At 62.9% G+C, this 17,543-nt stretch carries 12 protein-coding genes; 4 read left to right on the top strand and 8 right to left on the bottom strand.

The genetic code is table 11. The features are described 5' to 3' along the window. Positions 1 to 104: 104 nt before the first annotated feature. Together ENJ19_02915 and ENJ19_02910 are read left to right on the top strand one after the other, a co-directional pair. Entirely contained in the window at positions 105 to 926 is an 822-nt protein-coding gene (locus ENJ19_02915) for a cytochrome C biogenesis protein (protein ID HHM04678.1), read from the top strand. A gap of 6 nt (positions 927 to 932) precedes the next feature. Continuing rightward, the gene (locus ENJ19_02910) at positions 933 to 2,231 is read left to right on the top strand and encodes an HlyC/CorC family transporter (GenBank protein ID HHM04677.1); all 1,299 of its coding nucleotides are present in this window, start codon (positions 933 to 935) and stop codon (positions 2,229 to 2,231) included. Here the strand turns inward: ENJ19_02910 and ENJ19_02905 are convergent. Genes ENJ19_02905 through ENJ19_02870 form a run of 8 tightly spaced genes read right to left on the bottom strand, consistent with a single transcriptional unit; the run spans position 2,228 to position 11,699 of the window. Next, a complete protein-coding gene (locus tag ENJ19_02905; protein ID HHM04676.1) occupies positions 2,228 to 3,289 on the bottom strand; it encodes a diguanylate cyclase in 1,062 nt (353 codons plus the stop codon). The two genes, ENJ19_02910 and ENJ19_02905, sit on opposite strands and share 4 nt — an antisense overlap. Continuing rightward, the gene (locus tag ENJ19_02900) at positions 3,289 to 4,335 is read right to left on the bottom strand and encodes a chemotaxis response regulator protein-glutamate methylesterase (protein HHM04675.1); all 1,047 of its coding nucleotides are present in this window, start codon (positions 4,333 to 4,335) and stop codon (positions 3,289 to 3,291) included. The genes ENJ19_02905 and ENJ19_02900 overlap by 1 nt, the downstream gene beginning before the upstream one ends. After that, a complete protein-coding gene (locus tag ENJ19_02895; protein ID HHM04674.1) occupies positions 4,332 to 7,175 on the bottom strand; it encodes a hybrid sensor histidine kinase/response regulator in 2,844 nt (947 codons plus the stop codon). The genes ENJ19_02900 and ENJ19_02895 overlap by 4 nt, the downstream gene beginning before the upstream one ends. Next, positions 7,172 to 7,879, bottom strand: a complete 708-nt coding sequence (locus ENJ19_02890; GenBank protein ID HHM04673.1) for a purine-binding chemotaxis protein CheW — start codon at positions 7,877 to 7,879, stop codon at positions 7,172 to 7,174. The genes ENJ19_02895 and ENJ19_02890 overlap by 4 nt, the downstream gene beginning before the upstream one ends. Then, positions 7,857 to 7,973, bottom strand: coding sequence for a hypothetical protein (locus ENJ19_02885; protein HHM04672.1), 117 nt, complete (start codon positions 7,971 to 7,973; stop codon positions 7,857 to 7,859). Before ENJ19_02885 ends, ENJ19_02890 begins: the two co-directional genes overlap by 23 nt. Beyond that, positions 7,903 to 9,183: a methyltransferase domain-containing protein gene (locus ENJ19_02880; protein ID HHM04671.1), complete on the bottom strand. Its 1,281-nt coding sequence runs from the start codon at positions 9,181 to 9,183 to the stop codon at positions 7,903 to 7,905. The genes ENJ19_02885 and ENJ19_02880 overlap by 71 nt, the downstream gene beginning before the upstream one ends. After that, positions 9,180 to 9,653: a purine-binding chemotaxis protein CheW gene (locus ENJ19_02875; protein ID HHM04670.1), complete on the bottom strand. Its 474-nt coding sequence runs from the start codon at positions 9,651 to 9,653 to the stop codon at positions 9,180 to 9,182. The genes ENJ19_02880 and ENJ19_02875 overlap by 4 nt, the downstream gene beginning before the upstream one ends. A 21-nt stretch (positions 9,654 to 9,674) precedes the next feature. Then, positions 9,675 to 11,699, bottom strand: coding sequence for a HAMP domain-containing protein (locus tag ENJ19_02870; GenBank protein ID HHM04669.1), 2,025 nt, complete (start codon positions 11,697 to 11,699; stop codon positions 9,675 to 9,677). Positions 11,700 to 12,394: 695 nt separating this feature from the next. Between ENJ19_02870 and ENJ19_02865 the strand changes: the two genes are divergently transcribed. Both ENJ19_02865 and ENJ19_02860 read left to right on the top strand, forming a co-directional pair. After that, complete coding sequence (locus tag ENJ19_02865; protein ID HHM04668.1) at positions 12,395 to 14,956, top strand: EAL domain-containing protein; 2,562 nt, start codon at positions 12,395 to 12,397, stop codon at positions 14,954 to 14,956. A 171-nt stretch (positions 14,957 to 15,127) separates the two neighbouring features. Continuing rightward, positions 15,128 to 17,344, top strand: a complete 2,217-nt coding sequence (locus tag ENJ19_02860; protein HHM04667.1) for a thiamine pyrophosphate-binding protein — start codon at positions 15,128 to 15,130, stop codon at positions 17,342 to 17,344. Positions 17,345 to 17,543 lie beyond the last annotated feature (199 nt).

Genomic DNA, 17,543 nt, shown 5'->3' with positions numbered 1-17,543 from the left:
AGTCCGGCAGTCCAGTACCATGGCCGCCGCACCGACGGCAGCAGCCGGAGGGGCCCGGCCTTGGTCTCGTGCCTCAAGCTGTGCCATCATTCCCGCTCGGCGGCATGCTACCAGTTTCCATGAATATCACCTATATCGCCATCCTGGCCATCATCCTTTACTCCGTCACCGGCGTCGGCCTGATACTCCGCCTGAGTCAGCGGACCCAGGTGATGCGCTCCAAGAACGGCCTGCTGGCCACCGGCCTGGTGGCAGCACTGCTGCACGCTTACGTGCTTTATCAGAACATCTTCGTAGTTAGCGGTGTCAACCTGGGTTTTTTTAACGCCCTGTCCCTCCTGGGCTGGCTGATCGCCCAACTGGTGCTGCTTGTCGCCCTGTTCAGGCCGGTGGAAAATCTGGGGATAGCGGTGCTGCCACTGGCAGCGGTGTCCATGATATTGGAAGCGACGGTCCCCTCCACCCATCTGGTCAGTGAAAACGTGGCGGCCGGCATCAAAGCCCATATTGTCATCTCCATCATTGCGTACAGCGTGTTCAGCATGGCCGGCGTGCAGGCCATTTTGCTGGCCATTCAGAACTACAATCTGCGCCACAAACGACCCGGCGGCTTTGTCCGGGCCCTGCCGCCCCTGGAAACCATGGAAACCCTGTTGTTTCAGATGATCGGCCTGGGCTTTGTGCTGCAAAGCCTCTCTCTGGCCAGTGGCATGATGTACATCGATGACATCTTCGCCCAGCACCTGGCCCACAAAACCGTGCTGTCCATCATAGCCTGGCTGGTCTTCGCCGGGCTGCTGCTGGGGCGCTGGCGCTTCGGCTGGCGGGGCCGCACGGCCATCCGCTGGACCATGAGCGGCTTTGTCACATTACTCCTGGCCTACCTCGGCAGCAAGTGGGTGGCAGAGGTGTTGTTGGGTCACTGATTGTCCATGGACGATCTTCCGCTCAGCCTGCTTTTCACCGCGCTGATGGTGCTGATCGTGGTCTCCGCCTGCTTCTCCGGCTCGGAAACCGCCATGATGTCCCTCAACCGCTACCGCCTCCGCCACCTGGTGGAATCCCGGCACCGCGGCGCCATTCTGGCCAGTGCTTTGCTCGCGCGGCCGGACCGGCTGATCGGGCTCATCCTGCTGGGCAATAATTTCGTCAACATCCTGGCCTCGGCCCTGGCCACCGTCATCGCCATGCGCCTGTACGGCGACGCGGGCATCGCCATCGCCACCGCCCTGCTGACCCTGGTGATATTGATTTTCGCCGAAGTCACCCCCAAAACCCTGGCGGTGCTGCATCCCGAGCGGCTGGCCTTTCCCGCCGCCCGCGTGCTCACGCCGCTGCTCAAATTGCTCTATCCCGTCGTCTGGCTGACCAACGGCATCACCAACGGATTGCTGCGGCTCGCGGGCGTGGCGCCCCAAGGCAGCGCCATGCACCAACTCAGCCGGGAAGAACTGCGGGTGGTGGTGAACGAGGCGGGCGCCCTGATTCCGCGCCGCCATCAACAAATGCTGGTGAGTATCCTGGATCTGGAAAAGGTGAAGGTGGATGACATCATGGTGCCCCGCAATGAGATCGAGGGCCTGGATCTGAACGAGGATCTGGACGACATCATCCGCCAACTCACCACCAGCCAGCATACCCGGCTGCCACTGTACAGGGACAGCATCGACAACGTCACCGGCATCATCCATGTGCGCACGGCCATGCACCTGCTGGCGCAGGACAAGCTCACCCGGGACACCCTGGCGACCGCCGCCCACGAGGTTTATTTTGTTCCCGAAGGCACGCCCCTGACCACTCAATTGCTCAACTTTCAGCGGGAAAAACGCCGCATCGCCATGGTGGTGGATGAGTATGGTGATATGTTGGGGCTGGTGACACTGGAAGACATTCTGGAAGAAATCGTCGGTGAATTCACCACCGACCTGTCCTCTTCCTTGCGCGAGGTGCATCCTCAGGAAGACGGCAGCTACCTGGTGGACGGCGCCGCCCACGTACGGGAGCTGAACCGGCTGATGCACTGGGAGCTGCCCGAAACCGGCCCCAAAACCCTCAGCGGCCTGATCATCGAGTACCTGGAGACGATACCGGAACCGGGCACCAGCCTGTTAATCGCCGGCTACCCCATCGAGATCACCCACACCAGCGCCAACACGGTCAAAACCGCCCGCATTTACCCCAACCAGCGCCGCCCGCAGGAAGAGCAGCAAAAAACCACGGGACCGTCTTAACCCGCCGCCACCGCCGCATCGTCCACGCCCGGCTTGCCCGCCGCCGGGGCACAACAGTAGCCGTTGCGGCCCTTGCGCTTGGCCTCGTACAGGCCGCTGTCCGCCGCCTCGATCAAGGTGGCGGGCAGACCCCCTTCGCGGGGGGTGATGCTGGCCACGCCCAGACTGATGGTGACATGGGAGGCGGTGGAGGAATGGGCGTGGGCAATGTCCAGTGCCGCCACCGTTTCCCGCAGGCCTTCGGCGACCTGGGCCGCCCCCTCCAGGTCCGTGTCCGGCAGGATCACGGCAAACTCCTCCCCGCCGTAGCGGGCGACCAGATCGCCGGGGCGGCGGATATCGCTTTCCAAGGCCTGGGCCACGCGTCTGAGCACGCAGTCACCACCCTGGTGGCCGTAATTGTCGTTGTAGGCCTTGAAGTGGTCGATATCGATCAAAATCAGCGACACCCGCTTGCCGCCCCGCGCGGCGCGCAGCCACTCCTGCTCCAGGTATTCGTCGAAACGGCGGCGGTTGGCGATGCCGGTCAGGCCGTCCAGGCTCGACAAACGTTGCAGCTCCTTGTTCTTTTTTTCCAGCTCAATCTGCAGTTCGCGTAACGCGCGGTAGGCCTCGTCCCGCTCCTGTTGCGCCAGGTAGCTGCGCGAATGGGCCCGGATGCGGGCGATCAACTCAATTTTGTCCGGGATTTTCACCAGATAGTCACTGGCGTCCAGTTCGAAGGCCTCGCTCTTGATCTTCGGGTCTTCCCTGGTGGACATGACAATGACGGGGATGTTTTTGGTGACCGGGTTGGCCCGAAAAAAGCGCAGCAGCATCATACCGTCGATGTCGGGCATGACCAGATCCTGCAAAATCACGGTGGGCTGAAATTCCACCGCCTCGGCGATGGCCTGGGCCGGGTCAGCGCAATAGCGGTACACCACCTGGCTCTCCTCGGCCAGCATGCGGCGTATGGCTTCCGCCACGATGGCCTGGTCGTCCACCAGCAGCACGCGCGCGGTGCACGATACACCGCCGCCGGGCTCTTCGTTCGCCGGGTTTTGGGAGTCACTCATTATGCTGCGCCTCTGGACCCTGTATCGGCGCAGGGACGGAAAACTTGGGCCAGCGCCGGGGCAATATCACCCAAGGGCAGGATCTGCCGCGCCGCGTTCAGTTGCGCCGCCGCCTTGGGCATGCCGTAGACGGCGCAGGTGGATTCGTGCTCGGCGATGGTGTGGGCGCCACCCTGTTTCAGGCGCAGCAATCCCATGGCACCATCGCGCCCCATACCGGTGAGCAGGGCGGCGGCCACGTCGCCCCGCCAGCGGGCGGCGACGCTTTCAAAAAAGACGTCCACCGAAGGCCGGTACACCTGCTCGCGCGGTTCGGGCGTGTAGTCCAGACGCAGAGACGCATCCAGAATCAGATGATCGTTGGTGCCGGCCACCAGCGCCAGACCAGCCTCGGGTCTGTCCCCGGGCCGTGCCAGGCGCACGACCAGATTGGGCGTCTGGGCATCCAGCCAGGCGGCCAGTTCCGCGGAAAACTGCTGATCCACATGCTGGACGACGACAATGCCGGCGGCATAGTCCGGTGGCAAAGCACTGAGCACAGCGGCCAGCGCCTTGGGCCCGCCAGTGGACGCGCCCAGGGCCAGCAAGGGTTTGCGCGCGACAGCAGCAGCCTCGGCCACGGGGGCGGAAAAGCGGCTGCGGCGCGCGGGCACGGGACGCACCAGTTTTTCAATGGTGGCGATTTTGTCCAGCAGCGTCGCCGCGCCGGCACCACCCTGCTGCGCCAGCACCGGCGTGCGCACGGCATCCAGGGCTCCGGCGCCCATGGCCTCGAAGACCAAGGAGGCATTCCCCCCCACCGAAGCGGTAACCACCAGGATGGGGCAGGGACTGACGGCCATAATCCGGCGGGTAGCCTCAGCGCCGTTCAAGCGCGGCATGATCAAGTCCATCAGGATCAGATCAGGCCGGTCTTCCGCCGCCCGCTGCACCGCTTCCTCGCCGTCACGCGCCACCCAGGCCAGTTCGTGCGCCGGCGCATTGGTCAGCACCCGGCGCAGGCTCTCCACCGCCAGACTCATGTCATTGACCACCGCGATTCTCATGCCGCCATCCCGATCAATTCCACCACCGCCTCTTTCAAGGTCTCGTCATGGAAACTGCCCTTGGTGAGGTAGTAATCCGCACCGGCTTCCAGCCCCCGCAGGCGGTCTTCCTCCCGGTCTTTGTAGGACACGATCATCACCGGCAGACGGGCAAACTGGGCATCTTTGCGGATCGTGCGCACCAGTTCGATCCCGTCCATGCGCGGCATGTCGATGTCGGTGATCACCAGGTCGAACTTGCCTTCGTGCAAGGCGTTCCAACCGTCGATGCCGTCCACCGCCACGTTGACCTGGTAGCCGCAGCCCTCCAGCAGCTTGCGCTCCACTTCGCGCACAGTGATGGAATCGTCCACGATCAGAATGCGCTTGCGCGAGGTGTGGCGCCCGCTGTCCGGGCCGCCCGCCACCCGTTCCAGCCGCGTCACGCCCACCATTTTCTCGATGGATCGCAGCAGGTCGTCAACATCGACAATGAGCAGCGGCGCACCGTCTTCCATCAGGGCGGCCGAGCTGATGTCCTTGATTTTGCCCAGTTGCGGCGGCAGCACGTGCACCACCAGATCCCGCTCGCCCAGGAAGCGGTCCACCACAACGCCATAGGAGCTTTTGCGTTCGCCCAGCACCACCACCGACAACTCCTCCCGCCGGCCGGCCCCGTCGGCGACACCCAGCACCTGGCTGGCGGCCACCAGGCCGATGTGGTGGTCGGCCACGCTGATGTATTGATAGCCCTCCATCTCCCGCACCGCCCCGGCGGGCACCTGCAATATGCGTTCGATACGGGCCAGGGGAAAGGCATAGGGCTCGCCACCGATCTCCACCAGCAAGGCCGGTATCACCGACAGGGTGAGCGGCAGTTGCAACTGAAAGCGTGTGCCCTTGCCCGGCTCTGAGGTGGCCCGCACCATGCCGCGCATTTCCTGCACCACATCGTGTACCACGTCCAGGCCCACGCCGCGGCCGGAGATTTCGGTCACCTGGTCGCGGGTGCTGAAATTGGGCAGAAACAGAAACTCCATCAACTCAGCGGTGGTAAGCCGGGCGCCCATGTCTTCGCTAACCAGCCCCCGCTCGATGACTTTGCGCCTGAGCTTGTCCAAATCCACGCCGCGGCCATCGTCTTCCACCACCACGGAGAACATGCCCGCCTGGTGATAGGCCGACAGCCGGATGGTGCCCCGCGCCGGCTTCCCCGCCGCCTCGCGCTCCTGCGGCGGTTCCATGCCGTGGTCCACGGCGTTGCGCAGCAGGTGATTGAGGGGCGCTTCGATCTTGTCCAGGATGTCGCGGTCCACCAGGGTGCTCTGACCGTCGATTTGCAGCTGCACCTGTTTGTTCAGGGAACGGGCCACGTCCCGCACCATGCGGGGAAAACCCTGCACCCCGTCGCCGAAGGGACGCATGCGGCTGGCTACCACTTCGCGGTGCAAACGGCTGGACAGGTTCACCGCCCGGCGGTCGTAGGATTCCAGCTCGGCCAGACGGTCGGCGAGAATGTGGCGGCAGTCGGCGGCCCGGCCCTGCACCTCCCGCAGGAGCCGATGCAAGCGGTCGCGGTCCAACTCGCCGTCCAGGGATTCGCGCAGGGCATCGAGCAGGGTAACCAGCTCCAACTGACGGCGTTTCAGGCGGATCAGGCTTTCAGCATAAGGCCTGAGCCAACGCGCCTCCACCATGGACTCACCCGCCAAGCCCATGAGGCGGTTGAGCTGCCCGGCACTGATGCGCAGTACCCGCCCGGCTGCCTCCTGCTCCGCCTTGGGCCGGTGGGCGGCGGGGACCGGCGCCCCTTCCCGGTCCGCTGGCGGACTGTCCTCCGCGCCCCCTCCGGCGGCGGGCGCCGGCGCCGCCGCAGACGGTGATTCAGGCCCGACCGGCTTGTCCGCAGCGGACACCGCGCCCCGCCCTCCCCCGTCGCTGAGCGCCTGACAAAGGGCGATGTAGCGTTCCTGCTCTTCCCGGCTCAGATGGGCACCGCCACCGGCCTGGGCGATGCGGTCAATAAAATCCACCGCAGCCACCATCTGCTCCAGCGTCCGCGCGGCAAGCTCCGCGCCCTGCTTGGCGGCGCTGAACAAAGCTTCCAACTGCTGGGCAAGGGCTTGCGCGTCACCCAGTCCGAGCAGGCGGGCGGCGCCTTTGACGGCGCGCGCGGCATGGAGCAGCGGCGCCACAAATTCGCGGCTGGGGGGGCTTTGCCAAGTTGCCAGTCCCTGCATGAGCACGCTGCGCGAGCGTGCCACCTCGTCGCGAAACACGGCCAGCATGGCCGCCGCAGCCGCAGCATCGCCGAAGGAGGCCAGACGGGCGGGCGGCGCCACCACCGGCCCCGCCTTCTCCGCCTCCCCGGCGGGCGCCGGCTGAGCCGCCGCGTCGGGGCTGGCCGGGCGTTCATCCGCTTCCCCGCGCCGCCCCTCCGGCAGCCGGCCCGCCATGATGGCCCGCAAATCTTCGAGCAGGCTTTGGTATTCCGTTTGCTGGGCGGCGCTGAGCTGCCCACCGGGGTGTTCGCTGAGTTCCGCCACCAGAATCAGCATGTCCACACCCCGCAGCATGACATCAATGACGCCGGGTTCCAGAACGCGCTCGCCCTTTTGGGCCGCCACCAGCACATCTTCCATGAGATGGGCCAGTTCCACGGCATCACGGATACCCACCAGCCGGGCCGCGCCCTTGACGGAATGGGCGGCGCGCATGAGCGGCTCGATCTGCTCCGCGCCGGCGGGCCCTTCCTCCAGCCGCAACAGACCGTCGGTCAGCACGGCGGTATGCTGGTCCACTTCCATGCGGAACAGCTCCAGCATGGAATGGTCCGCCAGGGGACTGTCACGCTCGCTCATTCCACCACCCTGTGCAGCGCGGCAAACAACAAAGCCGGGTCCAGACAACTCACCTGCCGGCCGTCCCAGCGCAACATGCCGCGCAGATAGTTCGAGCTGCTGTGACTGACCGTGGCCGGGGCGCCGCGCAGTTCCGCTTCCGCATAGCGGTGGATGCCCTTGACCTCGTTGACCGGAAACACATACCGGGTGGTCCCCTCCGCGATGACTACCATGCGCGCCAGGCGCTTGGTGGCATCACGGGCAGCGCCGGCTTCCGCCCGGTCGATGCCCAGCAGCCGCCCCAGGGAGACACACAGCAGCAATTCCCCCCGCACATTGACCAAGCCCTTGAGCGCGGGACTGTTGTTGTGGGGCAGACTGTGTACCGGGCGCACGTCCAGCACTTCCTGGAACAGGCTGGCGGGAAAACCCAGCCATTCGTCGGCAATGCGGAAGATCAGTATGGAAGCGGTGCGGGTATTGGTGCTGCGCTTGACTTCGCGCAGCTGTCTGCCCCAGGCGGCCAGGTAGGCGGGATCGGCGGCGCGATCCAGCAAGCGGCGGCCGCTGGCCGCGTAAACTTTGCAGTTGATGCAGTGAACGACTCGTTCCAACTCGGGGCAGCGCTCCCCGCCCTGGCCCCAGACACCGATGCGGTTCCAGCAGTCGTCCACGCCCACCCCGGAGACGGCGTTTGGTTCAGGCTTTCGGTGTCCCTGCATGACCCGCTCCCGGCCGCTTTGCGCTATGAACGCGCGCTGTCACCCGTGTTGCCCAGTGCCCGCTCCGCCCGCATGCGAAACAATATGGCGGCATCCCGCTCTCCCCGCGCTTCCGCCTGCACAGCCAGGTGCATCAAGGCCTGGCTGTGCAGGGGGGCAAGATAGACGGCCTGGCGGAACAGGCGATAGGCCGTGTCTTCCTGACCCTGGGCCTGGCGGATCAATCCCAGCAGGTAGTAGCCGTCCGCGCAGGCGGCGTTGTGGCTCAAATGGGCTTCGCAACAACGCGCCGCCTCGGCCAGGCGCCCCTGGTCCGCCAAGCGTTCCGCCTCGTCCAGGTCCGGACGCTCCTCACGCCCGGCCAGGGGGATATGCTTCAGCTCTGCCCGCGCCTGGCGGCGCAGACGTTGCACCGCTTCTTTGCCACAATGCTTCGCGGCGGACCCCTTGCCCGGTCCCGGCCCCGGCTTCTTGCGCCGCCTTTCCTTCGGCCCCATGGCTGCCGCCAGAGGGGCGTCGCGCTTGCAGTAGGCAAAGGCACCGGAGCGGTCCACAACTTGAAAGCGATCCCGGGGCACCCGCCCCCCCTCGGCGTGCCCCACAAACAACAAGCCTCCCGGCACCAGCAAGCGGTGCAGCCGGGCCAGCACCTGATCCTGCAACTCGCGGTCAAAGTAGATGAGCACATTGCGGCAAAACACAATGTGATATTGGGGAACCCCCCCGAGGATCACATCGTGCAGAAGATTGCCGTGGCGAAACTCCACCATCTCCCGCACCGCCTGACAGACCACCTGTCCGTGAGGCTCCGCCTGGAAATAACGCGCCAGATAGTGCCCCTCATCACCACGAAAGGAGTTGGGGCCATAAACCGCCTGTTCCGCCCGCGCCAGCACCCGCCGGCTGATGTCCACCCCCGTCACCCGCGCCTGCCCGGGGCCATAGCCCTGATCCTTGAGCACCATGGCGATGGAATAGGGCTCTTCCCCCGTGGCGCAGGGCACGCTGAGAACGCGCAACAGGCCCGCAGGCTTGCACCACTGCGGTCCCGCCAGGTACTCGGCCAGCAGGCGAAAGGGCTCGCCATCACGAAAAAACCAGGTCTCGGGCACCATCACGTCTTCGATCAGGCGCTGCCGCTCTTCGGAATCGGTTCTGAGCAGCTCGATATATTCCCGCAGGGCACCGAGTGAGAGACTCTGCATGCGCTGCTGGACCACGCGGCTGATGGTGGCGCTGCCCACCGACTCACTGTCCAGGCCGGTTTGCTCCCGCAGCATAAGCTCGATTTGCCGCAAGCTCACGTTGGTGCGCCCCTTGTGTTGCCGTGGCCTTCCAAATTGAGGCCGCTGAACCGGGCCAGCGCCTCGCGGGGCAGCAGTTCGGACAAGTCCAGGCAGCGGATGATGCCGGCCTCGTCCATGGCCAGCTTGCCGGCAAAGCCGGACTCCCCCTCGCCAGTGGCAATAAAATCGCCCTCTTTGAATTTGACGGTCTCGGTCACCCGCTCGGCCACCAGCCCCAGCATGGCGGCACCCGGCCCCGGCCGCCGGACCAGCACGATGCGGGTGCTCAACAGGGGGGTGGAAGGCTGTTCGGCCAACAGGCAGGACAGATCAACGACGGGCACGGCCGTGCCGCGATAGCTGAAAATACCCGCCACACAGGCGGGCGCCTGCGGCATGCGCTGCAAGGGCACCCAGGGGATGACTTCCACCACCTCCGCCACATTGATGCCGAAACGCTCGTCGGCCACTGCAAACAGCAAGTACATCGGGGAGGTCCCCAGCGGGCCTCAGGCACTGGCCAGCCACGAACCGCCGTCGCTGTCCCGCTTTTTCACCTTGAAACGGGACACCCCCTGCTGCAAGCCATGGGCGGCGTCGTTCAGGCGCTCGATGGCGGAATTGGACTGCCGCAGGGACTGCACGGTCTGCTGCGCCGCCTCGTTGAGCTGGATCATGGCCTGCTTGATCTGTTCGGCGCCCTGGGCCTGGGATTGCATCCCCTCGTGCACGGTCTCGAAGCGGGGAGTGAGCGCCTGCACCTGTTCGATGATCTGCACCAGCTGATGGCCGACGGTTTCCACTTCCGCCACACTGCGGCGCACCTCCTCGGAGAATTTCTCCACGCTCATCACGCCGGCGGTCACCGCCGACTGCATCTCCTTGACCATCTGCTCGATGTCCCAGGTGGCCACGGCGGTCTGGTCCGCCAGGCGGCGGATTTCGGTGGCCACCACGGCGAAGCCCTGGCCGTATTCGCCGGCTTTTTCCGCCTCAATGGCGGCATTCAGCGACAGCAAGTTAGTCTGGTCCGCCACTTTGGTGATGGTGGTGACCACGGTGTTGATGTTGCTGGCCTTTTCGTTGAGCACTTCCAGCTTGGAGGCGATGGAGGCGGAGGCGTCCACCACGTGGTGCATGGTGGCTTCCATTTTTTCCAGGCCCGACTGACCATTGGCGGCCGCCTCGGCGGTGGCCTCGGACACGTGGGCCACTTCTTCCATGGTGTTGAGCAACTCCTTCGCGGTGGCGGATATCTCCGTTGATGTGGCGACAATTTCATTGACCGTCGCCGCCTGTTCCGCCGCCGTGGCCTCCTGTTGCTTGGCGGTGGCGGCGATTTCGGTGGCCGAGGAGGTGACCTGGATACCCGATTGCTGCACCTGATTCACCAGGCCGCTGAGTTTGTCCACCATGCATTGCATGCTTTTGCCCAGGCGGCCGATGGCATCCTCGCCCAGATCGGGCAGGGTGCCGGTCAGATCGCCACCCGCCGCCCGGGTGACCATGGCCAGCATGCCGTCCACCTTGGCCTGGAGATCCTCGATGGCCTGGCGGCGCTCCTCCATGAGGCCCCTGAGACCCTCGATCATTTGTTGCAAGCCACGCCCCAGTTCGCCTATGGCACCGCCACCGACGACATTGACTTCAACGCTCAGATCACCCGCGGCGGCGCGGCTGACCACGGACAACAGTTCGTTGACGTTGCGGCACAGCTCCTCCGCGTTGTGGCGCTCGCGGTCGGCGCTTTCGTCCACCTTGTCGGCCATCTTGTTAAAGGCGCGGGCCAGTTGCCCCAGCTCGTCGTAACTCATCACATTGGAGCGGGCCTGCCGGTCGCCCTGGGCCCGCCGGCTCACGGCGTCCATAACAGAACGCAGGGGAACCGAAATCCAGTTGCGCAGCAACAGGTTCACCAACACCAAGCCCAAGCCCAACAAAAGAACATTGGCACCGGCGCCGATCCACAGTTCCTTTTGCACGGCAGCATCCAGATCGGCCAGGGAATAGCTGATGCGGATGGCGCCATTGACCGCCCCGGAGGGCACCTGGTGACATTGCAGGCAGTTGACGCCGCGGGTGTTGGTGGTGGCCCGGAAAGGGGTCAGCACAGTGACTACCCGGCCTTCTTTGCCACGCTTCACCACCAGGACATCTTCACCGGCCAAGGCGCGCTGGTCCAACTCATCCACCGCTTGTTCTTCCGGCATGCCCTCCCCAAACTGACCCTTGACCGGCATGCCCCGCACCACCCGCGCTTCCAGCACATGGTTGCGGCGCAACATTTTCTTGCGCAAGATCCCACGCTCGCTCATGGTGCCGGTCAGCATCATGGTGTTGAGGCTGTCGAAGTACATGGTGGACATGTCCTTGACCTGCTGCTCGGCCAACAACAACGTGGCCTCCTGCTGGCGCTGACTGGAATAAAAGGTGACTGAAGCAATCACCAGCACAAAAATAAGCGCGATGGCCAGATTGATCTTGGTGCGCAAAGAAAGTGATTTTTTCGGCGCGCCGTCGACGATGTTCTGCATGACAATAATCCTGTGTCACGGGCTGCACGGCCCAGTCCGCCGCCGCTGGCAACAACCATCACAGAAGATTGCTGCGAACGGTCTGAATGAGTCCTGACAGACCGCGATAAGCGAGCTGCTGCGAAGTGTGGAAACACCGGGCTGGCGCGTCTCAATATGACGCCGCTTCTACATGACCGCTGTCAGGCTGCCAGAGCTGCCACGGATTCGATCAACCCGCCGCCTGGACGCCGGTTCATGGGGCCCCGAACACCTCATGGCATGAAACGGCCGCCCCCGGGGGAACTTTAACAGGATGTTAAAAAAGGCCTTCCTGGCCTTTTTCAACGCCGGCGGCTGCCAACACGGTTTGCGGCGGCCTTACATTTTCAATGACTTATCGTCACCAAGAAAATGACGGTGCAGCCCTACACCGCACACAGCTTGTTGAAAAACAGCCTTTTTCAACAAGCTGTCAACGCCGCGGCCATCGATCCCGTTCACCTCGGCCCATAAGGGCTCGGCCATTCTTGACACCCCGGTTTCGGAGTGCTAAAAGCCTAAGGCAAGCATCTCTTGCAATTTTCTTGGCGCCCAAATCGGAGTGTGGGCATGGCAGGCATGGACGGCATTTGGGTCAACAACCCGGCGATATGCGCGGCGGGCAGGCGGCAGCCGCACCGAAGGCGTCGCTGTTGCCGCCTGGGTAGCGCCCCATGACCGTCTGTGGTGAACGCGTTATCCCCCTGCCCCGCCGCCGCAGCCTCAAAAGCGGCCGCATCCCCCGAATATTGATCGTCAACGACTCCCCCGATACCCGCGACCTCCTTACCCGCAATCTCAAACAGGCGGGGTATTCCCATATCAAAGAAGCCGGTGACGGCCGCGCTGCCATCCGCCAGCTCAAGCTGAGCAAGGTGGATGTGTTGATTACCGACATCCACATGCCGCACCTGGATGGCTGGCGCCTGGCGCGCATGGTGCGGTCCGGCCTGTTCAGCTCTGCCAGCACCATCCCCATCATCGCCGTCTCCGCCACCTACAGCGAGCGCCTCGCGGAAAGCAGCGCCAGGGAATTCGGCATCAACCGTTTCCTGGCACTGCCGCTGGCGCGTCGCCAGATCCTGGCGGATACCGTTACTGAGTTGCTGGAAGACAGCGGCCAGTTCGTGCCCAAACCCTCCTTGCTCATCATCGAGGACGATCCTGACACCGCCGTACTGGCCTCGCGCATGCTGCGGCACCGTTTCCAGGTGGAAGTGGTCACCGATGGCCGCACCGGTTTGACCCGCTGGCGCGAAGGCAACTACGACCTGGTGCTGTTGGACGTGATGCTGCCCAAACTGGCAGGGCCGGAAGTGTTGAATGAAATGCTGAAACTCAAGCCCCGCCAGGCCGTGGTCATCATGACCGCCGACGGCACCGCCGAGCGCTGTGAAGAGCTCATGCTGGACGGGGCCGTGGATTTCATCGCCAAGCCCTTCCACGCCAATCAATTGCGCGAAATCTGCGAAATGGCCCTGCGGCGCGACGACTGGCTGACCAACAATGAGGAATTCTCCCAGCGCGGTCACGCGCTGCGAACGGTGCAAGAAAACTATCAGAAAATCGCCGACGCCCATCAACGCCTGCTGGACAACCTCGGCGCGGTGGTCTTCGAACTGGATACAAAAGGCCGGCTGCGCTTTTTGAATCTGGCCTGGGAACAGCTCAGTCAACATAAAGTGCGCGACACCCTGGGGCGGCCGCTGCATGAGTTTCTTCACACCGAAGACCGGCGCCACTACCGCAGCGTGATGAAATCCCTGGCCGAGGGCCGGACACTGCACCACAAACAGGAACTGCGCCTGCAGAACAAACAGGGCGAGGTGCTCTGGGCCGAGATCACCCTGGACTGCCGCCAGCATCCGGTGCACGGCGTGGAAGCCATCGTCGGCCACCTGACGGACATCACCGAGCGCAAACGCGCCATGGAACAGGTGGAACACATGGCGATGCACGACAGCCTTACCGGCCTTTACAACCGGCGCTACTTCGAAATGAGCCTGGAGCACACCCTGGCCAGCGGTGCCCGCTCGGGCGCGCCCCACGCCCTGCTCTACATCGATCTCGACCATTTTCAAATGCTCAACGACACCCTGGGGCACAGGGAAGGTGACCTCATCCTCAAGGAGGTGTCGGAACTGCTGGCCGCCCGCACCCGAAGTGCCGACACCTTGTGCCGCCTGGGTGGCGATGAATTCGCCCTGTTGCTCACCCATACCGACCGGCCTCAGGCCATCGCTGTCGCCGAGGCCATCATCAAAGCCATCAACGACCACACCTTCTCTTCCGGCGACACAAGCCTGACCCTGGGCTGCAGCATTGGCGTGAGCCTGTTGGACGGCGGCCAGGCAGGTGCTGCGGAACATCTGGTGCGGGCGGACAAGGCCAGTTTCGTGGCCAAAAACCGGGGCCGCAACCTCGTGCATGTGTACAACCCTGCAGACCGGGACAGCGAAGAACTGCGCCATACCGTCGATTGGGCCCACCGCGTCCGCCAGGCCATTGCCGAACAACAACTGGAGCTGCACATACAGCCCATCGTCGATACCGTCAGCCGGGCCGTGCATCACTACGAAGCCCTGCTGCGCCTGCACTCACCCGGTCACCAGGAATTGGTCACCCCGGCAACGTTCATCCCCGCGGTGGAAAAAGCCGGCCAGATTCATGCCCTGGACCGCTGGGTGATCAACCGTGCCATGGAGCATCTGGCGACGCACCGCTGGATTCATTGCCTGGCTATCAATCTTTCCGGGCGCGCCTTTGAGGACCCCGACCTCATCCACTACATCCAGGCCACCCTGAAGCACCACCGCCTCGAGCCGCAGCGCGTCATTTTTGAAATCACCGAAACCGCCAGCGTGGCCAACATCACCGAAACCCAGCGCATGATCCGCAGGCTCAGAAAAGTGGGCTGCCGCTTCGCTCTGGACGACTTCGGCACCGGCTATTGCTCTTATCAGTATCTCCGCCAGCTGCCCACCGACTATCTCAAGCTCGACGGTTCCTACATCAGAAACATCGCCCACAACGATCTCGACCTCACCATGGTGCGCTCCATGAACGAGATTGCCCACATACTCGGCAAAAAAACCATCGCGGAATGCGTGGAAAGCAATGCGGTCATGGAACACTTGCGCAACATCGGGGTGGACTATGTGCAGGGAAACAACACCGGCGGCGTCGCGCCCATCAACGAATACCGCGCCGCCCACCCCCGCATCAGCCCTGCCTGAAGCCGGGACCACCTCTGGCAGCCTGTTGAAAAACTTCGTTTTTCAACAGGCTGTGTGCGGTATGTGGATGCACCGTCATATTCAATGACGATAAGTCATTGAACATGTGCGGCAGCCGTAAACAGCGTATGCAACGGCCGGCCTTGAACCTTGAAAAAGCCCGGGAGAGCCTTGTTCAACATCCAGCCAGATCAACAGGTCAACATGTTCGCAGGTGCCTTCGGGCCATGCCATCGCGGCCGGGGCCGTTCCCACAAGTATGAACACGGCGCGGCAGGTGGTATGACGACGCAATCACCGTTTTCGGCGCCTCCCGTGGCGAAATCATCCCTCACCTTGCAACGGCCTGATCCCTTGCTTATTTTTGATAGTAAGCACGCTTGCGGGAAGTACACGCCCATGCACCATTCAGAGTCTACCGAGACCCTGGCCAACGAGGCGCTCGTCTCGCCGGCACAGGACTCATTTACCGGCGCCGACCTCATCATTCACTATCTGGAACAACTGGGAGTGGAATACGTCTTCGGTATTCCCGGCGGCGGCATCGAGCCGTTTTACGATGCCCTGGCCCGCAGCCAGAGACGGGGCGGACCACGCCCGGTGGTCGCCCGCCACGAAGCCGGCGCCGCCTTCATGGCGGACGGCTACGCCCGGGAGAGCGGCAAAATCGGCGTCTGCTGCGCCACCACCGGACCGGGCGCCACCAATATGATCACCGGCATTGCCTCCGCCTACCAGGACCAGATCCCCCTGCTCGCCATCACGGCCCAGACCCCGCTGCCCACCTTCGGCCGCGGCGGCGTACAGGAATCGTCGTGCACGGGAATCAACACCGTCGCCATGTACGAACACTGCACCCGCTTCAGCTCGCTCGTATCCCACATCAACCAGCTGGAACGAAAACTCGTAAGTGCCGTCAACGCCGCCCTGCACGCACCGAAAGGACCTGCGCATATCAGCGTGCCGCTGGACGTGTTCCGGCGGAATATTACCCTGGAAGCCCCCTACAGCAACCTCGACTCCCTGATGTGCAACTCAAACACCGTTGACGAAAACGCCGTAAAACAGTTGCTGTTCGCACTGGCTGCGGCCAGATTCCCTGTACTGGTCATCGGGCCACGTTCCCGCGGAGCTGTGGAGGAAATACTGGAAGTATGCCACTTGTTCTCCGCATACATCGTCGCGACGCCGCAAGGCAAAGGTCTTGTTAACGCCTACCATCCCCTGTTCAGGGGAATCTTCGGCTTGGCCGGCCATTCCACCGCCCACGAGTTGCTCCTAAGCCGCCATATCGACCTGGTCGTAGTTATAGGATCAGATTTGGATGAACTGGCCACCAACGGTTGGGCGCCCAGCGGATTGCTTAGCAGCAAATCCATATTCATGGACGACAGCCCGGAAAGTTTTTCCCGGGCACCGATGGCCCGGCAACATATCCATGGCGACATCCGCGCAGTAATGACGCGCTTGTTGAATCAGGCGCGTGCCCACTCAGAGCAGATCCGAAACGCGCGCTCAAACACCGTTACAGCCGTCAACGCCGAAAAAATATACAATCAACCCCCGAAAACACCTTTTGAACGCCGCACTCAAGACAGACGACAGTCAGTCCAGGACACAGATTACGGAATCTACGGTTTGGCGCGTGACCGACGTAGACAGGATTCTAACCGCAGAACCAACGAGGGCCTTCCACCCGTTACACGCCATTTCGCCTTAAGCAACGAACACAAATATTTTTCAAACTCCATACCATATAAACCGCAACGGCTGATGTACGACCTGTCTCGCAGGTTCCCGCCCAATACACGCTACATTGCCGACATAGGGAACAGCTTCCTGTGGGCCATCCACTATCTCCACCCCTACGACCGGCGTAACACCGTGAACAACGCACGCCGGCCCGAAGGCGGTGATGTGCGGCTGGGCATGGGATTTTCTTCCATGGGATGGGCTATCGGCGTCGCTGTAGGCACGGCGATGTGCAAACCAAACGGGCCGGTGGTATGCATTACTGGTGATGGCGCTCTGCTTATGAGCGGACAAGAAATAACAACCGCAGTCACAGAAAAGATTCCTGTGATATTCGTTGTACTCAATGACGGTGCCCTCGGAACAGTAAAGCACGGACAACAAATGGCCGGGGCAGAGCCAATTGCTTATGAGCTGCCATCGGTAGACTTTTGCGCCTACGGCAAGGCATTGGGAGCCAACGCTTTTCGCATTGACTCTCCTGATGAGTTTATTCGGCTTGATATGGCGGCCATAACCCGGCGCCAAGGCCCAACAATCCTTGATATTCGGATAGACCCCAACGAAAAACCTCCCTTGGAAGAGCGCATCAAAATGCTCAACAAGGCCAAACCCAAATTGAAGGTAAAAACATAAACTTCCCTCCACATACAGACCAACAAACACTGCGTTGGTACCGACTCAGCACTTGCACCCATATCAGGAACAATGACAATGCCGGGAAATAACGCTGCAGCTCTATTCCTTGCACTGGCCCTGATGTTTTCTCACGCTGTTGTAACCTACGCCGGCACACCTGACGACATGGAAGATATCACCATGGCCTTTGGCGACG

Source organism: Gammaproteobacteria bacterium (assembly GCA_011375345.1).
Classification (GTDB): Bacteria; Pseudomonadota; Gammaproteobacteria; order DRLM01; family DRLM01; genus DRLM01.
The sequence above is the reverse complement of the archived record's forward strand: the minus strand, read 5'-3'. Positions and strand labels throughout refer to the sequence as shown.